The organism is Bacillus silvicola (assembly GCF_050524305.1).
Classification (GTDB): Bacteria; Bacillota; Bacilli; order Bacillales; family Bacillaceae_G; genus Bacillus_A; species Bacillus_A cereus_AT.
Window position 1 is genome coordinate 1103023 of sequence record NZ_JBNGVC010000001.1, and the last position, 25321, is coordinate 1128343.

The window sequence follows — 25321 nt, forward strand, 5'->3', positions numbered from 1 at the left end:
TAAAATTCATTGCTCACAAAAAAACTACCGAAAGAAAATCTCTCGGTAGTTTTACTGTATTAACGATATAAACGAACAGCACCTGCAGAATTATCATCAGCTTGTCCTACTACTTCAAACTTCAGACCAAGATTCGGTAAAATACGTCCTGCATCTGGAATCTGCTGATTAATATACGCTTTAGAATCATCAAACTTCGGTACGCCCGCTAAACCATTGTACGTAAACGTTCCACGCGTTGGAGATACAACTTTCCAAGCTGGCGTTTTATCGAATGAGAATGCCGCATCAGCGATTTGGAATCGTGTACTACTCTTAACTGTTGGTTTACCATTTAAAGTTCCTACAATTGCTTCTGGGTGAGAATCAACTACACCAAGGAAACCATGTCCTGGATGTACACCAACCCAGTTATCTGTGTAAGCTGAATCCGCATACCATACAACCATACCTGTGTTATATTCTGGACCACGAGCAAATTTCAATGCTTTATCTGCACCAGCATAGTTTCTCCACTCTACATAGTAGTTATGTTTTTTCTTCTCTGTTCCATTAGATACAACGAAACCATCTAATTTTAATTGTGGTGTACCTTCTGCATCATCTGAGAATACAACTTTACCATCTACTGTTAATGAAGCATTATCAAGAGCGAATCCGTTTAATGCTAGACCACCATCAGTAATGTAATCAAATGTTAATTTCACTTTCTTACCTTTGAACTGACTTAAATCGTATGATTTGTCAATCCATTTTCCATTTGTCGTATCTGCATTTCCACTATTTGCTTTCTCACCAAGACGTTCAATTAACGTTTGTTTACCGTCTTCTGTTACAGCGTGTACTTCAAGGAAATCGTAACCTGCTTCAATCTCATATAATGACTTGAAATCGAATTTCGCATTCGTTGCATTCGTTAAATCGAACAGCGGTGTCTCCATTTTTGTGTGAAGGTCATCACCTTTTGTGCTGTAATAATATTGTTTACCGAATGCTGGTGCAATCGTTTTTACATCTTTATCTGGTAAGTTAACACGAATCATACCTGGTCGGTCAGATTTCGTAACACTTTGGTCTAAATATGTTGCTAGACCAATACCTTTATTTAATTTCTCGTAATCTACTTCTACGATATTTGCCCAGTTACCACCGATTGTTTTTTGGAAAAACTCTTTATTTTGCGGTGAAAAACTTGTTGGCGTTGTGCCTGCGATTTTACCAGCCCAGCTTCCGCCACTCATAATAGACCAAGCTTCAATCGGCTCACCCTGACCGCTATATTGTGTATCATACTCATCCGGAAGACCTAAATCATGACCATATTCATGTGCGAATACACCAACTGCACCATCTTCTGGTTCAATTGTGTAATCATACGCAGCCATCTTTCCGCCCCAATATGGAACTTTCGACTTTGTTCCTTCAATTGGGAATGGTTTTGGTCCAACTGTCCAGCGATGTGACCAAATTGCATCATCACCTAATTTACCGCCGCCAGCTTCTTGTCCAACACCCGCATGAATAATCATTAAGTGATCGATTAAACCATCAGGTTGATTTTTATTTCCATCTTCATTTACATCATATTGGTCAAATTGATCAAACTCTGATAAATCAATACCGCTATCTACAGCTGCTTTTAATGCATCTTTTACTAGATCACGTGGTCCTTTTGGTCCTTTATTATCATGGCCGCCGCCTGCAGCATCTGCACCGTAATCAGCTGCTTTACCAGGAACTGTTAACCATTTTGTAACTGTTCCATCTACAGTGTAGCTACCACCAGATTGCTCTTCATAATATTGTTTAAACGTTTCAATTTTACTTCCATCATCTAATGTAAACGGTTCGTTACCGAATAACATTTTTTCATAATGTTCTTTATTAAAATCGTTCGAATACATATAGCCAGGCTCTTTATCAATATTGTTATGTTTGAAATCAGCGTACTCTACAAGTAAAACGAGTACTTTATCTTTACGAACTTCACCGTTATACTCTTTTTGTTTTGCTGGAGCAGTTGGTACTTTACCATTTAAACCGCCTTTAACTGGGCCTGCCGCTGCAGGTGTACCTGTCGCAGGTTGGTCTAATTTTTCTTTCGTTTCTGCTTTCGCATCTTTCACTTTCTTTAAAAAGTCAGATGCATCTTTCGTAAGTTGGTCCCCATTTGCCGCTTCTTTCCCAGGATTTTCACCCTTTTTGTTCTCTACATACTTTTCGACAGCATTCTTTGTTTCTGTCTCTGAAGCAGATGCATCAATTACCCCACGTTTTTTTAGCGCATTTGCTAATCTCTCTTCTGGGATTAAGTGATCATCAACTGGGCTTGTAGCTGTCTTGTTCTCCGGCGTTTCAGCATATGTAGGCTGACTTCCAGCACCAAGTGACAAGCCTAGAACAGCTGTCAAAGCGATTGATGATAACACTTTAAACGGTTTCTTTTTCATCCCTTATTTCCTCCCCTAATAAAAAAATATGTATTACACATTATATTTTATTAAAAATTCAGTATTTTTTCAATATTTAGTCATGTTATGTAATTTTTTTAATATATTTGTAAAAATTCCTTAGTTAGTATACGAATATATCATAATTCAACAATGTTTTCAGAAAATATTGAAAAATTTTGACAGAAACCTTATACTTTCCATAGAGGGAATTTAATGGGGATTTTATCTTTGTTTCATCTACACAATATTCGATAATTTGACACATAAAATATAAAAGTCGGTTAATTATCGTCTACTATGTAGCAGCAATTATGACCAATAATTAGGGAGGAATTACATTTGTACAAAGATAAGGCTGACTCACTAGATCAAGAATGGATTGATTTAATACTTGAGGCTCTAGATGCTGGCATTGCCCTGCAAGATATTGAACACTTTTTTCAACGTATGAAGCATACGAGCCAGGCTCAATAGCCTCGTTCTTTTTAACGAATTTTATGTTATAATATTCACATCATAAGACGACTACATATTGATAGAAAGGTGCGCAAATATGATAGGAGAACGTATAAAACGCCTTCGTTTACAAAAAGGCATTTCACTAACAGAACTCGCCGAAAAAGCTGGTGTTGCTAAATCTTACATTAGTTCTATAGAACGAAATTTACAAAAAAACCCTTCCATCCAGTTTCTTGAAAAAATTGCAGCTGTTCTACAAATTCCAGTTGATACTTTACTTCACGATGAAACAACAACGGAAAGTCATCTAGACTCCGAATGGACCCAGCTTGTTAAAGATGCGATGAGCTCTGGTGTCTCAAAAGAACAGTTTCGTGAATTTCTCGAATTTACACAATGGAAGAAAAATCAACAATAATACATAGTAAGGAGTGCTTAAAATTGGCACTTCTTTTTCTTTATAAAAAAAAGCGGGGGATACCCGCTTTTGATTTATTATTTTTCTTCGCCATCTGTTTGGCTTGCGTTGAATGTCCATTCTAAGTTCAATGAATCGCCTTGGAATTTGTTTTGATCTGTACCATCATCTTCGAATACAAATTGTACCCATAGATAGTCTTCTGTTCCAGCGTCTAAGCCACCTTTTTCACCCCACTCTGGAGAAAAGATATCTTTAGCTACAAGATCAGGATCAGCATTTTGTAAATCCGCTAAAGTTGTTTCATATACAGGCTCACTTTGCTTATCCCAGTTCCAAAGGAATTTCACTTTAATGTGCTTACCAAAGTCTTCACCAGCATTATCGTTTTTTGCATCTGTAACACTGTACTTTGTCGCTAATTTAACGTCTTTAATCGCTAAAGTACCGCTGTTCTTTAATAAGAACTCTTTCTTAACAGAATCCCCTGGTTTTAAATCTTTAATATCTACAAGCGTTTTAGGGTTTAATGTAAGATCTAACGTCCCAGCTGCAAATGTATTGTTCGATACTTCTTTATCACTAAAGAATGCAAATGTTCCTCCACCAATTAAAGATAACCCCAATGCCGCTGATGCAACTCCCATACCTAATTTCTTTTTCAGACTCACAATCAATTCCCCCTAGCTGTTTTTTGTATTTTTATCTCTTATTTCAAAATAAGAGGTGTAACTAAAACTATATTAGCTTAGCTAATATTTGTTCTTTTTAAAAACCTTAAGTTCATTATAACGAACGAAACTATATAAACACAATATATTTTTTGATTATTTTTATTTATCAACAATTTTTCTTTTTTTCAGAAAAGTATTGAGAAATAAAGTGAAACTTTAATCAGTGTTTTTTGTCCATCCCCACTGATTATTAGCCTTCACCAAATAGTGTGCGGCCAACTAACTTCTTCGCATTCGTTGAATTTTTTGGCCCTTATACCTTCAAAAAAAAACAAAGTAAATAGATGAGTAGTAGGGCTCTCTCATCTATTTGTCTTATGATTGTATTTATACCTTCCGAAATGCTGCTGTATTTTACTTGCTATTCCTATTTCTTCTGTTCTTCTTGTTTCTTGCTCTCTTCTAACTTTTTCGCTTCTTCTTGCTTCTTACTTTCCTCTAGCTTTTTCGCTTCTTCTTGCTTCTTACTCTCTTCTAGTTTTTTCGCTTCTTCTTGCTTCTTACTCTCTTCTAGCTTTTTCTCTTCTTCTTGTTTCTTACTCTCTTCTAGCTTTTTCTCTTCTTCTTGTTTCTTACTCTCTTCTAGCTTTTTCTCTTCTTCCTGTTTCTTACTCTCTTCTAGCTTTTTCTCTTCTTCCTGTTTCTTACTCTCTTCTAGCTTTTTCTCTTCTTCCTGTTTCTTACTCTCTTCAAGGTTCTTTTGCTTTGTTGTTTCATCTACTAATAATTTCTCAAAAGCTTGAATTTGTTTATCAATTACCTGTACATTAACCTCTTTATCAACATACTCACAGTTTTCTTTCACTATATGAAAACCCGCATTCACATAAGAGAATACTTGCTTAGTGGATTCACTTTTATTTTCCTTTAACTCTTCTTTCACTTTGTTATACGGATTTTCTATTGATACATATACTTTTTGTAACAGTTCCCTCTCCGCAACAATTTTCTCACGTCCTTGTTTCCACGTAGCAAGTGTCTGTTCTAGCTCTTGAGTGGAAGTGAAAGTTAATTTTGATTTCATCTCTTCATACTCATGCAAAATAACTTCCTTATGTTGCTTAGCTTGCTCTGTTAACTGATCAACTGTTTTTGGAAAAATACTTGCTGTAGAAATAGTAGCCTGCACTTTCGTCTCATGAATGAAAGCTGCTTCGGTATAAGTCATCATTTGAGAACCTAAATAAAAAGTAATAGAGCACAAACATGGCAATATAAGCATCTTTTTGAATTTGCGAGGTGCCTTCAGCATCTTAATCTCTCCTATCGAACAACTCGTTCTTTATCAAGAACTATATCTTTATTATAATAAAGTGAATTACAAAATGAAATACAAATTATGTTTCTTTTTACATTTCTCTTTTAACACAAAAAGAGACTACCACTTTTGATAGTCTCTTTTTGTTGTCATTATTATTTCGTTTCACCATCGCCTTGTTGTGCATCAAACGTCCAAGTTAATTGTAACTTGTCGCCTTGGAATTCATTTTGGTCTTTTTTATTATCAACGAATTCAAATTTCACTTTGAATTTATCAGATTTACCTGCAGAAATACCTTTTTCATCCCAGAACCAAGCAGCTAAATCATTATTTACTGCTGTAAGTGTATCACCCTTCAATTTATCTAATGTAGTTTCTTTCACAATCGTCTCATGCTTATCTACATTTTTTAAGAATGTTACTTTAATATGTTGGCCAAAATCTTCTTTATTATCTTTCTTCGTATCTTCTACACTATAGTCTGTTTTTAATAGAACCTTTTTAATATCTAAAGATCCTTTATTTTCTAGTTTAAATTCTTTTTCAATTGTATCACCAGGTTTTAAATTCGATACGTTAACAACTGTTGATGGATTTAATGATAAATCAAGCGTACCAGCCGCAAATGTATTATTTGACACTTCTTTATCGCTAAAGAATGCAAATGTTCCTCCACCAACTAAAGCTGCTCCTAGTACTGCCGATGCGATACCCATCCCTAATTTTTTCTTTAAAGTCATGTCCAAATCCCCCATAATATATATTTGTTAATTTCCTAGTAGGAAATTATAACTAAGATAACTAGACGGATTGTTCTACTTTTTTATCTTTCTTTTCTCCGTCGATGCTACGAATAGCGCCAAAAATAGAAATCGCGGAATAGCCAAGTAAAAAGACTCCTGGAATAATAAGAAGTAATGCTGCTCCCGCTTTTGAACTCGCATAATTCAGTCCATAACCAACGTATGGAACTGTAATATCTGCATATTTTCCGATTACATTCTCTGCAAGTACTGGTGCTAAATCTGGTCCGTTGTTGTTATCCCCTTTTGTTTCATACATTACTTTTCCGTTTATATCTTTCACACCGATAATACGATGAGTGACAATTTTGTTATCTTTCTCTTTAAACGTAATAACATCACCTTTTTGATATTTAGAACCATCTTTCGTTGGCTCGATCGCAATGATTGATCCTGTTAAAAATGTCGGTTCCATCGACCCTGAAAGAACACTTTTAAATTGATAGCCCATCACTGTCGGGTCCCCACCACTAGCTTTTGAAGAAATAACTACAAAAGCTAAACAAACCATTACTGCAAATAAAACAAATGAGATAACGTTGCTAATCACCTTCCAAATTAATTTCATCGTCTCTCTCCCTCTCCGTTGTTTTATATTATTTGAAGTATGCAATACCCACCTCGGTTCTCTAACAAGAACACAACTAAATAATATAACGAACGATAGAGGAATGCAATAAGAAAATTTACAATTATTAGTTATTAATAAGGGGTGTATTAACGCAAAAAAGACCGTGACAAAATCTCATCACAGTCTCCATACTAGCCATTTTATTTTTCTTCTGATTTCATCCCTTGGTTATTTCGGCGCAGCACTACATATAAAATCGCTCCAAATAATACAATCGCACCTATTCCAACACTTATCACTTTCACATTCGATTCCTTTACTTCAGGTTCAACTGTATCTTTTTTAGGCATCGTAAAAGTAACATCTTCTTTTGAAAGAACGTTTATCGTCGCAATTGTTTGATTATTCTTCGTGATATCCACTGCACCAACTACCTCACCACGGTGGATTCCTTTATGATACAACGAATCTTTATCTAATGAAGCCGCCCGGAAAGCCGTTCTCACATTTTTCCCTTCATCTTTCTTAAGCATAAGTTCTACACTTTTTTCAAGTTCACTATCAATATCTTTATTTAAATACGTTGTCTTTTGATGCCAACTATGTTTATCTAGTACCGTTTGCTTCACAAATTGACCAAAAGAATATTCCGCCATCTGCTTTAAATCTTCATAAATTTCAGGTCTTTGAGAAGCCATTACTACATTTATAATACGATTTCCATCTTTCTCATTTAATAAAACGAGCGTATTGCGCGCTTCATTCGTAAAACCCGTCTTACCACCAATACTATATGGATTTTCAAAATAAGTAGACTTATTAAAAATAGAAACCGTCTGGCTAGACGTCGTAACCGTCGTCCTTTTCGTATTCATCGCTTGTAAAATCTCAGGATACTTCTGCACCCCTCTTGTAATCATGGCCATATCATATGGCGTCGTATAATGATTTGGATCATGCAGTCCATTTGGCGTTACAAAATGGCTATCTTTCGCCCCTAATTGTTTCGCCTTTTCATTCATCATATTAGCGAAATTTTCAACACTTCCTCCAATACGCTCCGCAATCGCATACGACACATCATTCGTACTCAGCACCATTAAAATCATAAGTGCAGTATTTCTATTAATAGTTTCACCAGGTTGAAACTCAATTTGATAATTACTCTTCTCTTGATCTAATGCTAATTGTGAAAACGTAAATTGATCCTCTGGCTTCGTATGTTCCATCAGTAAAATCGCCGTTAACACTTTCGTTATACTAGCAGGAAACGCACGATGATGTGCATTTTTGTCGTACAACACATCTCCTGTTTTCGCATCAATCGTAGTCGCAAACTGACTAAAAACATTCGGCCCTTCCGCAGGCGGCGGTGCCACTTGCTCCGGATTTACTCCAATATTCGTCTCAGCATATAACGTCATAGGTGTCAAAAAAAATAAACAAATAACCATAATAAAAACCGAAATTTTCTTAAAATTTACCATATGACTCTCCCTTTTCACTTTACTTTCACATTCTATAAAATAACTCTACCAATCTATATGTAATTTGTATTAAATTGGAAGAATATTCACTATTTTTTACTATATCACACTTTTACGATGAGGAACATAAATATACAACAAAAAATAAGAAGGAATTACTCTTTCTTATCCTTCTCATCAATCAACGAATCTATTAACTTTTGCCCAGCTTCCTCGGCTGTAATCTCATCCGTCATACCCATAAACGACCAACCTTTAGAATCGACCCACTCTACAAACTCTTGCAAAAACTCATCATGTGTCACATCCACATCAAGAATCGATCCATTAATTGAAATCGTTCTATTTCTAGACACGCGCATCTTGAACGTTTTTCTTACCATTACAATAATTCTCCCTCTACTCCTGAATATTTATAAATATCTTGTACTTCATTTATACATGATTTCTTGAAAATTGTAAAAAGGATATATTGGCCAAATCGCATACTGAAAATGAAAATCTCTTATTATATAATTCTCAAACTGCATTCATTTGATCATAAATTGCATAATACATCCATATAAAAAAAACAAAACAACTTACATTTTATCACTTCAAATACAAATGACTTTAGTACAATAAAATAGAATATACTAGAAAAAACTGAAAATGAGGAGGAACTCCATGGCGTGTTGCACGTATTGTAAAAAGAAGTGGAAAGTAAAAGATGTATGGTCAATACTCTTGATATTTGAAAAAGATTGTCCATATTGCTCCGGAAGGCAATATCTATCAAAGAAAACATTGAACGCTATGCCAGAACTTATAAGCTTACCTTTACACTTCTTATTCCCTTTTCTTGTTGATTTGAGTGATAAAGGTCCTTTGGATTGGTATCGGAAATCATAACACCTCAGCATCTTCTACTTATTAAATATAAAAACATACATACTAATATACCTCTGAAATAAACCTATTTTCTATTACACTACCTCTTTAAAAACTTACTACACAAAAACATTGTAAATTTTCAGTTAATTATATATAATTGCTTTAGCATGATTATTAAAGATGCTATTATATAAGTATTTTTGAAGATCCCGTAGCTCAGCAGGGAGAGCGCCACCTTGACAGGGTGGAGGTCGTGAGTTCGAGCCTCTCCGGGGTCATATCCTTTTGTGTCAACTGTTGATAATTTCATATTTTGACCAAAACTAACGGTGAGTACCGCTCAAGTTTTGATTGAAACTCCTCCTTTAACTCTAAATGAGACTGAAGGAGGTTTTTTTTATGTCTTTAACATACTTCACCGAAAAAGAAATCGTAAAAAAACGACAACCCCACAAACGAAAAACTAGCAAAATTTCAAAAGAAGATTCTGTTGAGCGTGTATTCGAAAGATTTGTTGATAGCAAAGTAAAACAGAATTTACGCCCAAAATCCTTAAATCAATTCCTTCTTATGTTTAATAGCATTAAGGCATTTCATGAAACACAAAATGCTCATACGTTTTATATGACCGACATTACAACAAACTTTATTTCTGACTGGGTTTACTGGTTAAAAAATGAATATGTACGCTTTGATGGTCATGCATATGTACCTGAAAGTGCTCAAACTGTTGGATTAGCGGATGAAACTATCTCCAGTAGAATCAAGCGATTGAAAACATTTATAAATTGGTGTTTACGCCAAGAAATCATCAGCAAAAATCCATTCAATAAATTCGAGGGATTTCGGAAAGATAACACACAAATTGATATTCTCTCAGTTGATGAATTAAACAATCTATTGAAAGTGGCGAAATCATATTCCAATAAGAGTTTCAAGCACTTTCGTGACTATGTATTGTTACATCTTCTCGTTGATGGCATGTTTCGTATCACCGAAGCATTGTTGTTATCGCCATCAGATATTGACCATACAAACCGAGCGGTAATTATACAATCAAATAACGCCAAATCACGAAAATCTCGTACTGTACCATTATCGAATAAAACATATCGTCTACTCATGCAATTGCTGGAAGAAAATGAAGAATTTGAAGGCGATGTTGACGATTTAATCTTCTTATCATTGAGCGGGCGTATGTTAAGTAAAAACAATGCGTTACGCGATATGCGTAAATACGCTATTGAAGCAAAAATTAAAAAACGCTTCTATTTACATTTGATACGTCATTCAGCCGCTACTCATTATTTATCATCTTCTGGTGACGTTGAATCGTTGCGGAAAATCCTTGGACATGCTGACTTACGAACAGTGCTCATATATAGTCATTTAGCGGATACTACCGTCCAAGAAAAACATGCAACTCATGGATTCTTTGGAAGTGAAAATGTAATCAATCGTAAACGTAATAATAGAAGGAAATAAAAATAAAACCGTCTACTCCCCCACCGACCAAAGTTTGGGATTAAACGGTTCGCACAAATCCGAGAAGGACTTGCTTATTTAATTGTAGCAAAGTTTCTTCTCCATGAAAAGGAGAATGGAACATGTTATTAAACGGAAGACCAGAAGAATTAACACGGTATTCGAAATTGAAATATGATGCGAAATTATTCATTCAGAAAGCGTATGAACTATGGGAATACAGTGATTTACAGATTAGATGTGTATATTTAATATCCGACTTAGCAAAAAAAGGTCAGGGGGTGTTCAGCATCGCATATAGCACATTTCAAAAAATGTTTGAACAACGCTTTGATATGAAAATATCATTATCGACTGTTAGAAGATTTTTCGCTTTGATGGAGAAAATTGATCTTATCTCGATTCATGAAGCAAAACGGAAAAATGAACAACAATCTGCCAATGTATATGTTATTGAACAACAATGCGACGAGCCACAACATGAACAACCTGTAGAGCACCCATCTGAACATCAAAATACTGTTTCTAAAGAAACAGAAAACGATAAACAAAAACTTTAAATAATACTGTTGTTAACAATGATGTAATACACGAGGAATATGTACATGCACGTAAAAATGGGATTAGTAAGAAGATGTTCTTTAAGGTGATTGATGAAATAAAAAATAAAAGTGGCATAAATAACATAGGAGCATATATCCGTGGAGCGATTAATAACATAATCAATCACATATCGTTCCGTGACGGTACAAAAACATATGACAATCCCATGAGTCAATTATTTTATGAATGGCTGCACGAATGATATGTTATTTTATAAAAAGAATAATTGTTTACAAACGTTAATAAATAGTTGAATATTAATATTCAAAAAGTATCTTAAAAAAATAAATTTTCGGAATTTAGGAGGAATTGGTTGTTCGGTGTGGTAATAACTATACATACCACATAAAGGAGTGATATGTATGTCAACTGAAGTAGATTATGAAAATATGACCATTGGTGAAGGATTAGAACATTACAGTAAATTAATGCGAATGTTCAAAAAGAAAGGTGTCATACGAACCAACATGTTGGTGGGAGATATCGGAGAGTATATCGCAATTGAGCATTATAATAATACGCCAGAGTTACCCAATTTACGTTTGGTCGAAATAGGTACAAAGGACATTGATGCCATCAGCGATACCAATGAACGATACAGTATAAAAGCGTCAAGTGGAAGTGCTACGGGAGTATTTAAAGGATTGAATCCGCCAAATTCCAATTTGCTTGAGGAAAAGAAATTTGAATATGCAATTGTTGTGCTATTCAATGATGATATGAAGTTAAGAGCCATCTACGAATTTGATTGGCAATCTTTTTTAGAAGTGAAATTGTGGAGTAATACGCATAAGGCGTGGTATATAAATATAAGCGAAAAATCGAAACGTAAATCCAAAATAATATATGAACAATAACATACATAAAAAAATAACCACGTAGTTTCCAAGTACGTGGTTATCCTGTGAATGTAATTATAAATGAATGATAAACATGTAATAATACTATTATATTTGATTACTACCAAATGTAAGGAAGCCACATGAAAAAAGTTGATCTTGAGAATCTCATAAAATCCACATTTTACACATAAAAAAAATACGGAGTCCCGTAATGGGAACTCCGTCTCATTATCCGATACGAATTGCTTTTGTGCGAATGATTGATGGGCATTTTGGATTTGATAATGCTGTAGCATAATCAATTGCAAATCCGTCGGTAATAAATCCAGTTGCTAATGTTGATTCCAGTTCGTATGTTTGACCGTAAGAAGTTGCGAAAGATGGTCTTGGTGATACGCCCCAACCACCACTGATACCCAAAACGCTGAAAGATTTAATGGCTATTACTTTCTTATATTCAACTGCCATGATTATTCACCTTTTGCCTTTCTGTTGCGTGTAGTTTTTTGCTTAGCAACTTGTGTTTTCGGTGTTTCTTTAATTTCTTCGACTTTATCAACAGTATCTTCAAGTACTTCTTTCGGTTCAATTTCAACAGATTGAGCTTTTACAGATGCTTGAATTACTTTGGGATTAAAAATTTTAATTGCATATGGATTTACGACCATACCAGCTGCGCCCATTTCACTGTAGATACATTTATATCCACCTAAAGCGGTTGGTGTGTCACCATCAATTAAATTGGAATACATATCTCGCTCGTCAACAGAATAAGCATATGCTTTGCCTTTCATTAATACCATGTCAGCTTTACCGTTTAAATCATGTTGTAAAACAGGAATGTCACCAAAGATTGTGCCAATTGCACCATCAATACTTTTGCCTGCTTTAAAAATTGGTTGACCAGCAACATCGATCAAAGTTGAAACAAATTTTACACTTTTCACGATGCAAATTGCTCCGATTAAATTTTCAGGTTGTTTAATAAAGTCATCATACATTTCAATTGCATCTGTAAATGTTTTGATGTCAGCAATTTTATTTACATAATTGTTGTATTCAAAGATTGATTGCATATGTCCGTTAGAACCATCTGCATTTCCTTTTCCAAGTGTTTCACTTTGCATCTTTCTTAATAGACGTGGAACATTGCTTTCTTCAGATACTTGAACAACATCAATTGGCGTATCGTTAATCATTTGTTGTGTAATATTTGTGGAAGCTGACACTGTATCCTGTTCGAATAGGATAGGTTTAAAAATTAAATCTTTATCAATTAAGTTTTCTGGATTAATATCGCCTTCTTCTACGTCATAAAAGAAATAGCGTTGTGTGGAACTTGAAGCTTTAAACATATCAAATTGATTTGCGATATATGGTAAGTTTTTTGCTGATTCCACAAATGGGATTGTAATATCTGTTTGCTTAAATTGGTTTAAAATCATGTTATTATACCTCGTCTTTTTAGATTTTCAATAAAAAATAAGAGCCGTTATTTCACGACTCTTACTGTGTTAAGCTTGCATTTTTAGTTTTGCAAAACATTCCTTATTCGAAATTTTTCCATCAATATAGGTATCGAGAAGAAGTAAATGTTTGCGTTTATCTCTGCTGGCTTTATCTTTCCAAATATGTTCCAAATGTAAATCTTTTTTTACAGTTGTAGCATATCCTTCACCGAAATTCGCAAATAAAATAGGAGTTTTTCCCGCTTCAACTTTATCCATATTGTCGTCAAACACAATTGGATTTCCAAATAATTTTTGAATCGGAGCACCAGTGAGTTTATCTGGGAGAATTAATGAAGCACCTGTTTCATCTTTCATTTTCAATAAATGTGAAAATGTTGAACTATGCATCAACCAAATTCCGTCTTTAGAATATTGTGGTTTAACATTTAATACTACATCGTACAACTCTTCTGCGGTCATTGTATTCTTGGAAGCGGATTTAATTGTTGTAATTTTATCTATTCCATTTTCATCCAATGTTAAAACGCCTTCTAATCCTGTAGCACTGTTGTTGCCAAATAAAATATCCTTATCTATTACTCGACTTAATCTACGTCCAAGTACACCAAACGCATATTTTAATGGATTTAGGCCCATGTCATTTGCAACTTTATCAGCTAGTTCGATTGCTGTGCCGACACGTTTTTGTCCAAGTGAAATTTTATTCATTGAGAAATCACTTGATTCTATTACAATATTCTCGCCAACGAATCCAGCGTTACCAATGTTGTCTTCACGTAAGATTTCCAATTTACCTACAACAGCTGGATACTGTTTTGTACGAGAAAACAATTTAGCATCGTGGTGAATTTGTTTAATAATTTGGTCTGAAATTGAAGTTGGTACTAAATAAGCTCCAGTTTGCTTATTTGTTGTTAGAGCACGAACTTCATCATTCATTTCGCCTTTCATAACTGTTTCAATGGCACGATGTTCAGCGGTAATTTCTTCTGTTTTATCTTCCGAAATTACAATGATATTACGTTGTTCATTTTTATCAAGCTCTTCAATTTTGGATTCGAGTTGTGTTTTACGTTCTAATAAATCTTGTTTTTCTGCTTCCTCAAACTCATTTAATGAACGATTTTCTTTTCTAGCTTGAGCTTCAAGTTCTTTGCCTTCTTTGATGATGGCAATGCGTTCAGTTTTTAATTCGTCTTTTGTCATTGTATTTAAATCTCCTTTAATTTCGATATCTTCGACAATTTCCATAGAACGGGCTTGAATTGAACTTTGAATGTAAGCCGGTTTCCTAACTGCGCTCACTTCTAATAATTCAAGTTCATGTACTACACGTTCGTAAATTCCGTTTACACCTTTAGTAACTTTGTCTTTTAAGAGCCTGTTTATAGTCTTATAAATATGTTAGGATGTATGCAAAAACAGGAGATGAGTGTATGTCTTATCCAAGTGATATCAGCCGTGAAAAATTCGAGATCATTCGTGAGGAACTAGAAACGTTTAGCAAACGCACAAGTCCGCGAAAGTATGACCTTTATGATGTGTTCAATGCACTACTCTATGTTCTGAGTACAGGCTGCCAGTGGCGTGCTTTACCAAAAGATTATCCCAAATGGCAAAATGTTTACCGCTACTATGCAAAATGGAGTAAATCCAATGCCGAAGGTAGTAGTCTATTAGAGACCTTATTAAAAAAATTGTTGGGCAAATAAGGGAAGCAGTGAATCGCCCCAAAAGCTCTAGCTTTAATATTGTCGATGCCCAAAGTGTTAAGAATGCAGATACGGCTGAACAAAAAGGTTATGATGGTGGTAAGAAAGTTTCTGGTATTAAACGACATATCAGTGTAGATATTCTTGGATTTCCCCATGCAATCCATGTTACCACTGCCAATGTCACAGATCGAAAAGGCGCACTCGAAATGTACGAGCAATATCCTGAATTGAAAGAAACCATAGAAGCCATCCTCACGGATGGTGGGTACACAGGAGAAAAGTTTCAAAAAGAAATTCAAAAGCTATTGAATGCTGAAGTACAAGTTGCCAAGCGGTCCGAATTGCATCAATTTCAAGTGATCCCTAAAAGATGGATCGTAGAGCGCTCATTTGCTTGGTTAGAAAAATACAGACGATTGTTCAAAAATGTAGAGAGAAAACTAGAAACAAGTAAACAAATGGTTGTCCTAGGATTTCTCGCTATTTTAATAAAAAGATAAGACTATAAACAGGCTCTAACGCTCGGAAACCAAATGACATATGTTTGACTACGCCATTTTTGATAAGTTCGAAAGCATCTTTTCCATAACTTGTTGGAACAATTTTTGCTTCCATATACAAACCACGCGGATCTTCTCTAAGCGTCAAAGTGTTGCTTTCCACATCCGCTAACACTTGGTTTTTGTCATGGTTATATAAGAAATCAACGTTAGAATTTTTGCTTAATGCACGTTGAAAAGCTCCTGGTTCGATTTTTTCAATGAATCTTGTATTTGTTCCGAGTGTTTGACTCCAAGAACCCGTTTCATTTACATAGCCAGAAACTAAAAGAGACCCGTCGGCATTGTATTTAACACCGTCGAGTCTCATGCTTCTAACTTCTATTTGGTTTTTATTCATTTTGTTTTACCTCCGTGTTTTGTGTTTCAGTTCCTCCGTCCATATTTGGAACTTTCCATTTTTTTGTTGTTGGATTATACAAGGCATGTCCAATTGTATATTTCACAAATTCATCGTCATATGGTGCTCGGTCAAGTGTTTGACGAGCCTCATTGTTTGTGTAAAGACCTGCATTTACACTTTTAACTAGCGAATCAATTCGTTCAGATTCAGTAGCTCGTTCGATTTCTGCAACGTCAAATTTGAAGAAAAATCCTTCGTCTTTTTCGACATCATCAAGCAAGGAAATGTTACAACTCGCTTCAAAAGCATTGATGATTGGAGCTAAACAATATTTCAAAAAATGAAGATTGTTTGCTTCCATTGAGCCGTATTTATTAGCCGCTGAGCTAATCATTGACTCAGGAACATTGAATAATTTGCAAATTTCAGAAATTGTAGATTGCTTTAATTCGTTTAATTGTAAATCAGCTGGTTTTATTGAAATTGGTGAATAGTTCATACCTTCTTCCAAAATAACTGTCTTGGCGGAATTAGCGGAACCACCATATAAAGAAGCCCAAGAATTTCTCAGTCTGTCAATTGCAGTTTGAGATAATCGAGAGTTTGTTTGTAATAAACCAAGTGGTAAAGCTCCACGAGACATAAGATTTTTTAGATACCTATCTTCATGTAAAGCACGTTCCAAAATTTCACGACCATTTGTTAAAATACCGACACCTTGAAATCCGTGTTTTGAATTTTGTAAAACACGCAAAACCTTATCATGAGTCAAAATATCAGTTGAGTTTTCTTGTTGTTCTCCGTCACCAGAAGTGGTTACGGTGAATTTTGCATCAACAGTTTTATAGCCCTTTTTAGCAATTTTTACATCAACGTTTTTATTCGGTAAATAATGCAATTCATCTACTGTAAATTCAAAATCGTTAACAGTTTTTTCGATAGCTGCATAACCAGTTCCATGAAGTAAATAATCGACAATCAATTGTTTTTTAAAATTAAAACCATCTGCATGTTCATTTGGGGCAATATTTAATAATTTCGTTCGTTCGTCGCCTTCAATTTCAATCCGATTATGTTTTTCATCATTTTTATATAACAAGATTGGCATTTGAGCGATTGAGCCAGCAATTAAATTAACACAGGCTGAAACTGCTGGGATTTGCATTACATTTTGTTCATTGGGAGTAATCGTATTGCTTGATTGTGTATATACACCTTCAAAATTTGTATAAAGTTGTTCCGTAAGTTTCTCGACTTGAGTTGTCAAATTGCTTTGACGAACTTCAAATTCTTGTATTTTTTCAGTAGTTGCTTGTAATTCTTGCTCACGATGTTCTGCAAGATTCATAAATACTTGTTTTTGCTGAGTTTCCTTTTTTAAATCTAGCGCACGTTTCTCAAGCAACTTTTCTTTTTTTGAAAGTTCTTGGTTACGTTTTTTTAGTTCGTCTTTATGTTTAGGCCCATCTAAATAATCTCTGATTGCCATGAATTTCACCTCTTCTTTAAAATGCAAAAAACCACAGGAAAATTGATCCTGTGGTAATCGTTTATCAATATTGGAAAAGGCACGATAAATTCATGCCTTTTGAATGCTGATAAAATTTAGTACATTGACTTTTGAAATTGCAATCAAGCAAACTATAACCGAATTGAACCGTAGCGGAATGGAAGGATTCCCTTACAAAAGAGTGTTATAAATAACACCAAGCACACCACCAAATAAATGACATAGGACAATGCGTATATAAAATGATGATGGTGGTGTGTTTGCTACCATCTATTTATTCCACCATTTTTTGACCCATGATAATGAAATTGGTGATTGGTTGTGTCTGGGCAATCGTCTATTCATTCGTTTTAACACTTCTTTTTGTGTTAATTTGTGTTGTTTGCCTCTATTATCGTAATATCTAAAAGACTTTGCTTCTTGTAATTCTAAAGTACGTAAGATTTCATAGTATCTTTTTTCACCGATATGTTGAATCAGTGAAGTATCTAACATTGCCATTGGGCGTCACCTCTGTTGTTAATTATTAAGAAAGGAGTCCACCTTCAAAATTAATGAAAGGTGGAATGAACATTGGAGAGGGTTACATATCGTAACCGCCCTCATAATATATATACACTCCTTAATAGAAAGCAAAGACGTTTTTGCAACTTTTTAATCTTTTTAGCTTAACATCTCTAAAAATTAATGATTGCTTATGTTAAATTATTCATATCGACAATACAATGAATTTAATCAGAAAGTAGGAGCAATTTTATGATTCCAGAGGACTTCAGAATTTGTTTTCCAGAAAAAAACATTTTTATATCTTGCAATCACAATTGGGCATTCGCAGCTTGGGAGTTGTATAAACTACAAAAAAAAATAAAACCTAACGCTACATTAATTCATGTAGATGCTCATTTAGATGATATGTGGGATGGTTTAAAAGTAAAAGGTTTACATAACATAAAGAAACCCGAAGATGTGTATAATGTTGCTGGAAATTTACAAATTGAAAATTTTATATGGCCAGCAGTAGGAACTGGCACAATTGATAAAGTAATTTATGTTTCACAACAAAATTACGGTGACGAACCGTTTGATTTCAAAGGTTGGGATTTTTCCGAACCAGAATTAAAGCCAGTAAAAGATATTCTTGATAGTAAAAAATACATTGGCTTACGCTACTGGAATATTGAAGAGTTCCTTTCAAACAATGATGCCGATAAAATTCGAACTTTAGTAGGGGGCAAAGATTTAATTCTTGATTTAGATTTGGATTATTTTAATGAGAATGAAAACAATATAATTCAAGACAATTTAATGGATGAACAAAAAATAATAAATAATTTAACAACTTTACGAGATTTATATCCTTGGAGCTTAATTACAGTTGCGTTATCCCCCATTTACTGTGCGGGTGATGATAATGCAACATATTTATTAAACTTATTCTTTAAAGTTTTTGGTTTAAAGTCTGAGGATGCTATAAGCTGGTAATGGCATATACAAAACAGGAACGACAAGCTTGTCATTCCTGTTTCTTTAAAAATCGTATACTATATATACGCTACTCAATAAGAAGTAAAATTTGACCAAAAAATCCCAATAGGTACCTCTGGTGTGAACAAAGGTACAACTGGTCCTCTGCTCTTCTTAAATTTTTTCCTAAAACATAACGGGGGTATATAATCATATTAGATGAATAATTGAATATTAATATTCAACTTTTCAATCCATCAACTGTTTCTTCGAATGCTTTATCTTTGTGCCATTTGTTATATATGTATAATGGCATTGCATATTTACCATCCATGTACAATTGTGCATGTGATTTTAACAATAAATGACGTTCCATCATTTCTTCTATTTCTGTAGGTTTTGTCCCAACTGGACGTTTCACATCAACGACCTTGATATGACTTACATCAATTTCAATATCCGTATTATGTGGTTCGTGCTTATTCAATCCGAAATATGATTTCAATTTTTCTTGAATATGTGGATTGATAATTGGTTCGTAAATTACCACACAATAATGTAAACCATACGCTTCACCGACTTCTTGCAACACTTTCTTCCGTAAAAAGAATTTCGCTTTATCAATCTTAGAACTTTCGATCTGCTTTTTTATCATTGGAACGATTTGTTTTTGAAATTCTTCACGATATATTGTTTTATACGCTGAATCAATTGCTTCTTGTGCTCGTTCTCCAAGTCGTTTCCGATACCCGCCAACACCATTAACTGCGTAATCGTAATATATTTTCTTTGCAACCTTTTTGTGATACGTCGGATATATTTCCCCTGTTTCCATATCACATTTCCGATTTCCGATTTCATTATCATCCCATACTGGTATTTCTATGGGGTCGAGAATAACTTCATTTTCTTTAAAGAAATCTATGTAATTACTAATCGTTGTTTTGGATTTTACATTTTGAACCCCATTGTGACGACCTGCATTTGCTAACTCTTCATGTGCTGGAACAATTTCTTTTTCCAATAACGCTTTTAATATAAATTTCATTAATTCGATATTTTTATCTCCAATATCATCGCAATTCAAGATTGCGAGAAAATCATCATTTGCTTTTTGGTGCTCGGTTTTTCCTACTTCTTCAAGAATATATACGGTATTTCTACCACGTCCGTTTTTTATTTCAGTGACTTTATATCCCATAGATTCAAGTTGAGGGATATACGTTTTTTTCTTATTTCGTCTAAATGTATTTTCATCAATACCATTAAAGAATTGTTCACACAATTCTACGGCTAAATATTCGTTTGTCATATTAGTAGATTCCCTTCGTTTATGGTGGCGCTGAGTGAACTTGTCGACTTATATATACACTACTAAGCGGACAACTTGGCTCAGCGCTAAATTGCAAGTTCCTGTAAATCACGTTTTGCTTTTGTTATTTCAATTAAATCTCTAGTCAGTGTTTCCGTATTAACAAACACAAAAATACAAAATTTTGAGTGTTCAGGATTAGGAATTACTTTCTTCAACTCATGACCTCTTTTGATTAATTCCGTCGCTAACCATTTTGCATAAATATCTTTATATTTCATTTGAATTGCTCCTTTTGATTTGAAGGTTAGTAGAAGTTACGATCCGTAACCTTCTACTATATATATACGTAACTTGCATGTGACGAAAATGTTTTTCGAATGTACAACCATTATATTGAGAAGTTTTGAAATGTAAACTTGGCACACGTATTTTTTTGAAATTATTTTCTCTTCATTATATAAGTTGAAAAACCTTGGACTCCACAGACAAGCTGTGTCGTCAATTCACTGCGCTTTGCTCCGTGAATTAGCGGTGTTTCTTTTTTTTGTTTTTTTGAATATCAATTACAACCTACCGAAAGGAACAGTGATACCTGAGTACGGAGTACGAAGGTGATGAGAAAAGCGTAAGCTTTTATCATCGTTTTTTCGTAGCATAATTAGGTAATGTTATAAGTTACATTGCTACGAAAAAACGATGCCACAGGCAAGCTGTGACATCACATTCATTCGCAAGCTCATGAATGTATCATTGTTTCTTTTTGTTGTTGTTTTTTTGAATATCAATTGCACAATTAAACAACAACAAAAGGAACACCGCTACCTGAGTACGCCAGTACGAAAGGTAATGGTGAAGGGCTTGCCCGAACCATTCAAGGTTTTTCGTAGCAATAGTAACCAATATATAATCAGTAGCAATGATAAAAGGCAGCAATACGGTTACTACCTTTTTAACTGTAATTTTTTCAAATTTCATAATTCGCATTTGCATGCCCCTACAATCGCTTTTATCCCTTCCCCTGTATCTCCCATTAATCATCATAACAACGTCATTTTTATCTAGCGGCAAATCAATTTGCCGCACATGCTAAAACTACATTTAGTCCTCGAATAAAGACGAACAATAAACTTATATATAACTTATAAGTTCGTGTTTTATTGGTTAATACCAGAAAATACCTAGACTTAATTCGTTTTTATTGATAATATAAAAACAAGTCAATTAACGTTACAAAAATTGACAAATTACATAATATGCCTCCAATTACTAATGAAAAATTATAATTTGATGGAGGAATGAAACATGGCAACAATAACTATATTGAAAAAAATTTTTGAACATATAAAGCAAGTCGATGGTTACATCGGCTACGAAAAACCAGACGATCCAGACAAGTTGTGTCACCCACTCCATTCGCTACTTTCATGTCGCGAGCGCTCCCCTTGTGAGTATTGTTGATTTATTAATATGTCCTTCAGCGTTATTAAGGTTTGAGAGCAACTTTTAATGCTAATATAATTAAATTGACAATATTTAGGGGGAAATGACAATGAAAAGACAAAACGTATCATCGGCAATTGGAGCTTTAACGACGTTATTTTATGTGCATCAGGACACGGAAATGGGAATTAGAACCATGGAGTTCTTTATAGAACATGGACTATTAAATGATAAGAGATTACTAGCGCAAATATTTGAAGAAACAAGATGTTGCGACTTACTTAATGTAATAAAGTTGTTTGATATGACAGCTGCGGAACAGATTGAAGACATCTTGAGAGGTGCGACATTATGACCGAATATATAATGCAACCTATAGATACACATCAGTGGGTTCATGATAATGTCTTAACGACTCCAGAAGCTATAGAACTGCTAGGAATATCACGAGCAAGATTGTCACACATGATTCGGAATGGAAAGATTGTTCCCATCAAGAAACTGGGTTGTACGAGCATATTCTTGAAATCTGATTTAGAAAAGAAAAAAGAAGAGTTGATGACATTACGATTGAAGTATAGGCCTGATTTATATGAATAACAATTGGGGAGAAGTACGAATGGAGAAAAAAAAAGAGCCTGTAAAAGTTATATATAAATACAGCTTGTTTCAATACTTGGTGAAAAATGACTGTCAGTTCTTGTATTCCACAAGAAACCGAAGCAAACCTGAATGGCAATGCTATATGTTTTTGCATGATGAAAGATTGGACCAAGCCTTAGACGAATATCCAAATGAGAGGTATACCAATGGTGAAAAAACGAGTAGATTTTGATCGTGTGAAAACAATATTGTTATTCGTGTCGGTAATAATAATGATGCTAATGTTCGCCATGACCGTGTGGGACGATTTGTTTCATAAAGATGATGAAACAATACGTATGGAAAAGGAAGGGGAAGAAAGACGGATTCAACGTGAAGAGTGGTTAAAAAATATGGAGTGAGGGTTCTCATAATGTGAGAGCCCTTTTGTTATTTCAAGGGTAGAAACAATCTTTCGAACCTTTGATATTTCATCAAGGGTCGTAAAAATGTTACGAACCCATTTTTATATACATATGAAGAAACCAGTTGCTACTTAAAATTTTCACGAAAGATGATACCAAACCTGAAGATGAAAATAATGAAACAATCGTGCTATAAAGGATATAAAAAGTACCGCCCCCGTGAATTAAAATACAAACTAAAAAGCAGGTTGCTTGATACATCCTGCTTTTACTGTACGGCTTCAATCGAAGCTTCGCTTTTTTCTTCTGGTTGTTTATTTTGATTTATTAACTTAATAACATCTGATATAGGTATAACCTCATTTGGTGATACACCATTCAATGTCGCTCCCTTTACTGCAACCGCTATAACTTCATTATTTTCATTGACTATAGGTCCCCCGCTGTTACCACCGTAAATTGTTGTTGTTATCTCATGGCGAATATATTTTCTAAGCCTATCTCTGCTTTCATTTATTCTGATACCTTGTATAGTACCTTCTTGAATCCTAATTTCTTGTCCTTCTCTATAATTAGGAAAGCCTACCAGTTCAACATTTTGACCTTTCTCAATTAATTCGTTATATTTATATCCTGTTTTGGAAATATCGATATCTTTCACATCAAGAATTGCAATATCCATGTCAGTATCATAGTAAAGAAGCTTAGCCCAATGTTTAACATGATAATCAACCGCCCTAAAAAACGAAATATAAAATTCTTTTTGAAACTTACCTTGTTTTTTTCTACAGTTTTTATAACATCTTCTATCACATGTGCATTGGTAACCAAACCTATGTCTTTTAGAAGGAAACCTGTCCCTTGACCATACATTACTTCCTCGTAACCGTCTTCAGTGAAGTACATTTCAAAATCTGGGTTATCAATGACATATGTATGATTTTCTTGAAATCCTTTTTTCGTTATCGGTAATCTAAAAGGAGGCAAATCGCTGAGTTCCACGACACCATTAAAACGGGTTGCAAGTTTTAAATATAATGGGTCTTTCTTTCCCTTTACATTTCCCACATGAGCTATCATCCCTTTTAATATGTGAAACATATCAGGTATACCATTTTCTCGTCTTTGACGATAAGGGTACTTCGACTCGAAGATTTTTTCAGCACGTACTATATCATTTTTATTTTTTTCAATGCAACTCAAAATCGAACGTATTCTCCTAATATACGTCCTATTTACGTTTAATATTTTATTAACAGTTATTCCTGTAACCGTTTGATTCTGTTTATGATTTTGGAGCCTCGTTTTCTCATGATTAATTTTAAAACCATGTTTCTCCACAATATTTAAAATAGTTTCACTTAATTTGATATTTCCATCTACTACATAAGCAATCTCTTGAGGAAACTTCTTATTATTAGTTGAAAATGTAATATCATCCGCATAGCGAGTGTATTTACACCATTTAGTATTCTTGGCGATTCTTGTCATTTCTTTATCCAAGCCATTAGCCATAATATTAGATACAATGGGAGAAGTTGCTGCTCCTTGTGGTAAAAAACCTTTTGGATGACAACAAATATTTGCTAACGTGGTTGCAACCTTATCATTTAACCCAAAATACGATATAAACATTTGCCTAACCTTGCGAAATTTTATACTTTCAAAAAAATTTTCTAAATCAAAGTTAAGCACATAGCGCTTGTCTAAATGTTCGCATGCATTTGTTACAATACTTCGTTTTTTTGCAAAACCATGAGCTCTGTGATGCACATTGTATTGTAAAGATAAAATATGGGCTAGCTTTTTTTGAAGAATAGCTAAGTTGGATGTAGGAGAATAAATGGTGCGTTCACCACCATTTTTTTTTCGCAGTTTAAAAAACTTATAATTTTTATGTTTATCTCTGACGAGAATTTTCCACAGAAATTCTACTGGTATTTCCAACAGAAGTGCAATATCCTCAAAATCTTGTAAACCTTTAAATCTTTTACTTATAACGGAAACGTCGCTTTTTAATTCTACATATATACGATTAGATATAGCAACCTACCCCTTAAAATTTAAAGTAGACAAGCAAAGAAATTCTACCTTTCTAACACCGGCCGAGCCTATAACGTATAACTAACATGTAAACAAATGAGAGTACACACGCAAAATAAATTACACCTTAAAAAAACAGGCAGCGATTTCACCACCATCAAATCAATGTACCTTTGCTTGTCGACAATAATTATACTACATTAGTTTTAATTATCAAACAATATATATAGCTAGCATTCATTTTTTTGATTTTATATACAATATTAAGCTTTGGTTCTGCATCTTTGGGGTATGTTCATTCAATTCACTCCATGATGAAATTTCCGAGGAAAATAGAAACATAGCATATAAAAAAAGACACGAAGAATTCTAGTGGTTAGTGCAAATGAACATATTAAGTTCCAATATTATTTAAAAAGTCGTAAGCGGCATCCGATTGGTTATCATTTTAAATATTGTTGTT

29 protein-coding genes, 1 tRNA gene and 1 pseudogene are annotated in these 25321 nt (G+C 34.2%); 12 read left to right on the forward strand and 19 right to left on the reverse strand.

Annotated features, from left to right (window positions below; all coding sequences use genetic code 11):
- Window positions 1-59 precede the first annotated feature (59 nt).
- The gene (gene inhA1 / locus ACP6L7_RS05830) at window positions 60-2450 is read right to left on the reverse strand and encodes a M6 family metalloprotease immune inhibitor InhA1 (RefSeq protein WP_097830132.1); all 2391 of its coding nucleotides are present in this window, start codon (window positions 2448-2450) and stop codon (window positions 60-62) included.
- Between the two features lie 342 nt (window positions 2451-2792).
- Between inhA1 and ACP6L7_RS05835 the strand changes: the two genes are divergently transcribed.
- Complete coding sequence (locus ACP6L7_RS05835) at window positions 2793-2927, forward strand: anti-repressor SinI family protein (RefSeq protein ID WP_002011474.1); 135 nt, start codon at window positions 2793-2795, stop codon at window positions 2925-2927.
- A 79-nt stretch (window positions 2928-3006) separates the two neighbouring features.
- The gene (locus ACP6L7_RS05840) at window positions 3007-3330 is read left to right on the forward strand and encodes a helix-turn-helix domain-containing protein (protein WP_002011473.1); all 324 of its coding nucleotides are present in this window, start codon (window positions 3007-3009) and stop codon (window positions 3328-3330) included.
- Window positions 3331-3407: 77 nt separating this feature from the next.
- Here the strand turns inward: ACP6L7_RS05840 and calY are convergent, their stop codons facing one another.
- From calY to ACP6L7_RS05870, 6 genes are all read right to left on the reverse strand, one after another.
- Complete coding sequence (calY, locus tag ACP6L7_RS05845; RefSeq protein WP_097830131.1) at window positions 3408-4001, reverse strand: biofilm matrix protein CalY; 594 nt, start codon at window positions 3999-4001, stop codon at window positions 3408-3410.
- 430 nt (window positions 4002-4431) lie between these two features.
- A complete protein-coding gene (locus tag ACP6L7_RS05850) occupies window positions 4432-5316 on the reverse strand; it encodes a DUF4047 domain-containing protein (RefSeq protein WP_430528907.1) in 885 nt (294 codons plus the stop codon).
- Between the two features lie 161 nt (window positions 5317-5477).
- Window positions 5478-6065, reverse strand: coding sequence for a CalY family protein (locus ACP6L7_RS05855; RefSeq protein WP_097830129.1), 588 nt, complete (start codon window positions 6063-6065; stop codon window positions 5478-5480).
- A gap of 61 nt (window positions 6066-6126) precedes the next feature.
- Entirely contained in the window at window positions 6127-6696 is a 570-nt protein-coding gene (gene sipW, locus ACP6L7_RS05860; protein WP_097830128.1) for a signal peptidase I SipW, read from the reverse strand.
- Window positions 6697-6899: 203 nt separating this feature from the next.
- On the reverse strand, window positions 6900-8186 hold the full coding sequence (locus tag ACP6L7_RS05865; RefSeq protein WP_430528908.1) for a D-alanyl-D-alanine carboxypeptidase family protein: 1287 nt from the start codon (window positions 8184-8186) through the stop codon (window positions 6900-6902).
- Window positions 8187-8341: 155 nt separating this feature from the next.
- Window positions 8342-8569 (reverse strand): hypothetical protein, encoded by a 228-nt coding sequence (locus ACP6L7_RS05870; RefSeq protein WP_000251863.1) that lies wholly within the window; start codon window positions 8567-8569, stop codon window positions 8342-8344.
- 283 nt (window positions 8570-8852) lie between these two features.
- Here ACP6L7_RS05870 and ACP6L7_RS05875 point away from each other — a divergent pair, with 283 nt between their 5' ends.
- From ACP6L7_RS05875 to ACP6L7_RS05895, 5 genes are all read left to right on the forward strand, one after another.
- Window positions 8853-9077 carry a hypothetical protein gene (locus tag ACP6L7_RS05875; RefSeq protein WP_097830126.1) on the forward strand — a complete coding sequence of 75 codons (225 nt, stop codon included), beginning with the start codon at window positions 8853-8855 and terminating at the stop codon, window positions 9075-9077.
- Between the two features lie 187 nt (window positions 9078-9264).
- Window positions 9265-9337: transfer RNA gene (locus ACP6L7_RS05880), tRNA-Val, on the forward strand.
- Between the two features lie 121 nt (window positions 9338-9458).
- The gene (locus ACP6L7_RS05885; protein ID WP_430528909.1) at window positions 9459-10544 is read left to right on the forward strand and encodes a tyrosine-type recombinase/integrase; all 1086 of its coding nucleotides are present in this window, start codon (window positions 9459-9461) and stop codon (window positions 10542-10544) included.
- A gap of 122 nt (window positions 10545-10666) precedes the next feature.
- Window positions 10667-11104 carry a hypothetical protein gene (locus tag ACP6L7_RS05890; RefSeq protein ID WP_430528910.1) on the forward strand — a complete coding sequence of 146 codons (438 nt, stop codon included), beginning with the start codon at window positions 10667-10669 and terminating at the stop codon, window positions 11102-11104.
- 405 nt (window positions 11105-11509) lie between these two features.
- On the forward strand, window positions 11510-12004 hold the full coding sequence (locus ACP6L7_RS05895) for a DUF6998 domain-containing protein (RefSeq protein WP_430528911.1): 495 nt from the start codon (window positions 11510-11512) through the stop codon (window positions 12002-12004).
- 213 nt (window positions 12005-12217) lie between these two features.
- Here ACP6L7_RS05895 and ACP6L7_RS05900 read toward each other — a convergent pair whose 3' ends face one another.
- The 4 genes and pseudogenes from ACP6L7_RS05900 to ACP6L7_RS05915 form a co-directional block, all read right to left on the reverse strand.
- Window positions 12218-12457: a hypothetical protein gene (locus tag ACP6L7_RS05900; RefSeq protein ID WP_430528912.1), complete on the reverse strand. Its 240-nt coding sequence runs from the start codon at window positions 12455-12457 to the stop codon at window positions 12218-12220.
- Window positions 12458-12459: 2 nt separating this feature from the next.
- Complete coding sequence (locus ACP6L7_RS05905) at window positions 12460-13434, reverse strand: hypothetical protein (protein ID WP_430528913.1); 975 nt, start codon at window positions 13432-13434, stop codon at window positions 12460-12462.
- A gap of 69 nt (window positions 13435-13503) precedes the next feature.
- On the reverse strand, window positions 13504-14667 hold the full coding sequence (locus tag ACP6L7_RS05910) for a phage major capsid protein (RefSeq protein ID WP_430528914.1): 1164 nt from the start codon (window positions 14665-14667) through the stop codon (window positions 13504-13506).
- A 45-nt stretch (window positions 14668-14712) separates the two neighbouring features.
- A pseudogene (locus ACP6L7_RS05915) lies at window positions 14713-14862 on the reverse strand (HK97 family phage prohead protease); the annotation flags it as partial.
- Window positions 14863-14897: 35 nt separating this feature from the next.
- Here ACP6L7_RS05915 and ACP6L7_RS05920 point away from each other — a divergent pair.
- A protein-coding gene (locus tag ACP6L7_RS05920) for an IS5 family transposase (RefSeq protein ID WP_430528891.1) occupies window positions 14898-15676 on the forward strand; the annotation gives its coding sequence in 2 pieces (ribosomal slippage) (window positions 14898-15159 and window positions 15159-15676; 780 coding nt in all).
- Here ACP6L7_RS05920 and ACP6L7_RS05925 read toward each other — a convergent pair.
- The 3 genes from ACP6L7_RS05925 to ACP6L7_RS05935 form a co-directional block, all read right to left on the reverse strand.
- Entirely contained in the window at window positions 15657-16076 is a 420-nt protein-coding gene (locus ACP6L7_RS05925) for an HK97 family phage prohead protease (protein WP_430528915.1), read from the reverse strand. The two genes, ACP6L7_RS05920 and ACP6L7_RS05925, sit on opposite strands and share 20 nt — an antisense overlap.
- The gene (locus tag ACP6L7_RS05930) at window positions 16069-17568 is read right to left on the reverse strand and encodes a phage portal protein (RefSeq protein WP_430528916.1); all 1500 of its coding nucleotides are present in this window, start codon (window positions 17566-17568) and stop codon (window positions 16069-16071) included. Before ACP6L7_RS05930 ends, ACP6L7_RS05925 begins: the two co-directional genes overlap by 8 nt.
- A 291-nt stretch (window positions 17569-17859) precedes the next feature.
- Window positions 17860-18090, reverse strand: a complete 231-nt coding sequence (locus tag ACP6L7_RS05935) for a hypothetical protein (RefSeq protein WP_430528917.1) — start codon at window positions 18088-18090, stop codon at window positions 17860-17862.
- Window positions 18091-18345: 255 nt separating this feature from the next.
- Between ACP6L7_RS05935 and ACP6L7_RS05940 the strand changes: the two genes are divergently transcribed.
- Complete coding sequence (locus tag ACP6L7_RS05940) at window positions 18346-19071, forward strand: peptide arginase family protein (protein ID WP_430528918.1); 726 nt, start codon at window positions 18346-18348, stop codon at window positions 19069-19071.
- 223 nt (window positions 19072-19294) lie between these two features.
- Here the strand turns inward: ACP6L7_RS05940 and ACP6L7_RS05945 are convergent, their stop codons facing one another.
- The 3 genes from ACP6L7_RS05945 to ACP6L7_RS05955 all read right to left on the reverse strand — a co-directional run bounded on the left by ACP6L7_RS05945 (window position 19295) and on the right by ACP6L7_RS05955 (window position 21352).
- On the reverse strand, window positions 19295-20365 hold the full coding sequence (locus tag ACP6L7_RS05945; RefSeq protein WP_430528919.1) for a hypothetical protein: 1071 nt from the start codon (window positions 20363-20365) through the stop codon (window positions 19295-19297).
- 86 nt (window positions 20366-20451) lie between these two features.
- The gene (locus tag ACP6L7_RS05950; protein ID WP_430528920.1) at window positions 20452-20646 is read right to left on the reverse strand and encodes a hypothetical protein; all 195 of its coding nucleotides are present in this window, start codon (window positions 20644-20646) and stop codon (window positions 20452-20454) included.
- Window positions 20647-21115: 469 nt separating this feature from the next.
- Window positions 21116-21352, reverse strand: coding sequence for a hypothetical protein (locus tag ACP6L7_RS05955; protein WP_430528921.1), 237 nt, complete (start codon window positions 21350-21352; stop codon window positions 21116-21118).
- A 565-nt stretch (window positions 21353-21917) separates the two neighbouring features.
- Between ACP6L7_RS05955 and ACP6L7_RS05960 the strand changes: the two genes are divergently transcribed.
- The 3 genes from ACP6L7_RS05960 (at window position 21918) to ACP6L7_RS05970 (ending at window position 22812) form a co-directional block, all read left to right on the forward strand.
- Window positions 21918-22163, forward strand: a complete 246-nt coding sequence (locus tag ACP6L7_RS05960; protein WP_430528922.1) for a hypothetical protein — start codon at window positions 21918-21920, stop codon at window positions 22161-22163.
- Window positions 22160-22408, forward strand: a complete 249-nt coding sequence (locus ACP6L7_RS05965; RefSeq protein ID WP_430528923.1) for a helix-turn-helix domain-containing protein — start codon at window positions 22160-22162, stop codon at window positions 22406-22408. Before ACP6L7_RS05960 ends, ACP6L7_RS05965 begins: the two co-directional genes overlap by 4 nt.
- A gap of 209 nt (window positions 22409-22617) precedes the next feature.
- Window positions 22618-22812: a hypothetical protein gene (locus ACP6L7_RS05970; protein ID WP_430528924.1), complete on the forward strand. Its 195-nt coding sequence runs from the start codon at window positions 22618-22620 to the stop codon at window positions 22810-22812.
- 271 nt (window positions 22813-23083) lie between these two features.
- Here ACP6L7_RS05970 and ACP6L7_RS05975 read toward each other — a convergent pair whose 3' ends face one another.
- Both ACP6L7_RS05975 and ACP6L7_RS05980 read right to left on the reverse strand, forming a co-directional pair.
- A complete protein-coding gene (locus ACP6L7_RS05975) occupies window positions 23084-23497 on the reverse strand; it encodes a S1 family peptidase (RefSeq protein ID WP_430528925.1) in 414 nt (137 codons plus the stop codon).
- On the reverse strand, window positions 23473-24762 hold the full coding sequence (locus ACP6L7_RS05980) for a reverse transcriptase domain-containing protein (RefSeq protein WP_430528926.1): 1290 nt from the start codon (window positions 24760-24762) through the stop codon (window positions 23473-23475). Before ACP6L7_RS05980 ends, ACP6L7_RS05975 begins: the two co-directional genes overlap by 25 nt.
- Between the last annotated feature and the right edge of the window lie 559 nt (window positions 24763-25321).

Coding starts and splice junctions, on each gene's coding strand:
- inhA1 (WP_097830132.1), bottom strand. CDS start 2,450: ATGAAAAAGAAACCGTTTAAAGTGTTATCATCAATCGCTTTGACAGCT.
- ACP6L7_RS05840 (WP_002011473.1), top strand. CDS start 3,007: ATGATAGGAGAACGTATAAAACGCCTTCGTTTACAAAAAGGCATTTCA.
- ACP6L7_RS05850 (WP_430528907.1), bottom strand. CDS start 5,316: ATGCTGAAGGCACCTCGCAAATTCAAAAAGATGCTTATATTGCCATGT.
- ACP6L7_RS05855 (WP_097830129.1), bottom strand. CDS start 6,065: ATGACTTTAAAGAAAAAATTAGGGATGGGTATCGCATCGGCAGTACTA.
- sipW (WP_097830128.1), bottom strand. CDS start 6,696: ATGAAATTAATTTGGAAGGTGATTAGCAACGTTATCTCATTTGTTTTA.
- ACP6L7_RS05865 (WP_430528908.1), bottom strand. CDS start 8,186: ATGGTAAATTTTAAGAAAATTTCGGTTTTTATTATGGTTATTTGTTTA.
- ACP6L7_RS05870 (WP_000251863.1), bottom strand. CDS start 8,569: ATGGTAAGAAAAACGTTCAAGATGCGCGTGTCTAGAAATAGAACGATT.
- ACP6L7_RS05875 (WP_097830126.1), top strand. CDS start 8,853: ATGGCGTGTTGCACGTATTGTAAAAAGAAGTGGAAAGTAAAAGATGTA.
- ACP6L7_RS05885 (WP_430528909.1), top strand. CDS start 9,459: ATGTCTTTAACATACTTCACCGAAAAAGAAATCGTAAAAAAACGACAA.
- ACP6L7_RS05890 (WP_430528910.1), top strand. CDS start 10,667: ATGTTATTAAACGGAAGACCAGAAGAATTAACACGGTATTCGAAATTG.
- ACP6L7_RS05895 (WP_430528911.1), top strand. CDS start 11,510: ATGTCAACTGAAGTAGATTATGAAAATATGACCATTGGTGAAGGATTA.
- ACP6L7_RS05900 (WP_430528912.1), bottom strand. CDS start 12,457: ATGGCAGTTGAATATAAGAAAGTAATAGCCATTAAATCTTTCAGCGTT.
- ACP6L7_RS05905 (WP_430528913.1), bottom strand. CDS start 13,434: ATGATTTTAAACCAATTTAAGCAAACAGATATTACAATCCCATTTGTG.
- ACP6L7_RS05910 (WP_430528914.1), bottom strand. CDS start 14,667: ATGACAAAAGACGAATTAAAAACTGAACGCATTGCCATCATCAAAGAA.
- ACP6L7_RS05925 (WP_430528915.1), bottom strand. CDS start 16,076: ATGAATAAAAACCAAATAGAAGTTAGAAGCATGAGACTCGACGGTGTT.
- ACP6L7_RS05930 (WP_430528916.1), bottom strand. CDS start 17,568: ATGGCAATCAGAGATTATTTAGATGGGCCTAAACATAAAGACGAACTA.
- ACP6L7_RS05935 (WP_430528917.1), bottom strand. CDS start 18,090: ATGGCAATGTTAGATACTTCACTGATTCAACATATCGGTGAAAAAAGA.
- ACP6L7_RS05940 (WP_430528918.1), top strand. CDS start 18,346: ATGATTCCAGAGGACTTCAGAATTTGTTTTCCAGAAAAAAACATTTTT.
- ACP6L7_RS05945 (WP_430528919.1), bottom strand. CDS start 20,365: ATGACAAACGAATATTTAGCCGTAGAATTGTGTGAACAATTCTTTAAT.
- ACP6L7_RS05950 (WP_430528920.1), bottom strand. CDS start 20,646: ATGAAATATAAAGATATTTATGCAAAATGGTTAGCGACGGAATTAATC.
- ACP6L7_RS05955 (WP_430528921.1), bottom strand. CDS start 21,352: ATGCGAATTATGAAATTTGAAAAAATTACAGTTAAAAAGGTAGTAACC.
- ACP6L7_RS05960 (WP_430528922.1), top strand. CDS start 21,918: ATGAAAAGACAAAACGTATCATCGGCAATTGGAGCTTTAACGACGTTA.
- ACP6L7_RS05965 (WP_430528923.1), top strand. CDS start 22,160: ATGACCGAATATATAATGCAACCTATAGATACACATCAGTGGGTTCAT.
- ACP6L7_RS05970 (WP_430528924.1), top strand. CDS start 22,618: ATGGTGAAAAAACGAGTAGATTTTGATCGTGTGAAAACAATATTGTTA.
- ACP6L7_RS05975 (WP_430528925.1), bottom strand. CDS start 23,497: ATGGATATTGCAATTCTTGATGTGAAAGATATCGATATTTCCAAAACA.